Source organism: Xanthobacter autotrophicus (genome assembly GCF_030015065.1).
Classification (GTDB): Bacteria; Pseudomonadota; Alphaproteobacteria; order Rhizobiales; family Xanthobacteraceae; genus Xanthobacter; species Xanthobacter autotrophicus_D.
In genome coordinates, this window is the sequence record NZ_JAIVFN010000423.1 from 1 (window position 1) to 444 (window position 444).

Here is a 444-nt window from a genome sequence, read left to right on the forward strand (position 1 = left end):
GTCTTGTTCCAGGTTCCAGATATTGGTGTTCGCAGACGGGATGCTCAGCGCCATGTTAGCGTAGTCGGTCAGCTCCATCTGTTGCAGAACAACGGTGTTACCGCGCTGTTCAGCCTGATAGGTGTATGCACCCAGGTCAGCTTTGTTAGCAGCAGAGAAGGTCGCGTTGCTGTTTTTGTCGTTGACGTAGATCAGCTCGTTGCCGTTGTAGTCAGCGATAGAACCAGCACCAGTAGCGTTGTCGATACGAACTTTGTAGTTACCGGTTGCAGCTGCAACATGGTCACCGTTGTTATCAACTTCGTTCTGACCAGCTTCGATAGAAGCAGTGTTGTCGTTATCGCCGTTACCGTTAATGGTCAGGTGACCATCAGAGTTCATTGCGATTAAGCCATAACCGTAGTTTGACTTGGTAGTATCGTTGGTACGGTCGTTGGTCAGGTC

The 444-nt window shown here is 50.0% G+C and carries 1 protein-coding gene; it reads right to left on the bottom strand.

The features are described 5' to 3' along the window. The coding region (locus tag K9U40_RS23840; protein WP_282892527.1) for a pertactin-like passenger domain-containing protein at positions 1–444 on the bottom strand (444 nt) is incomplete at both ends.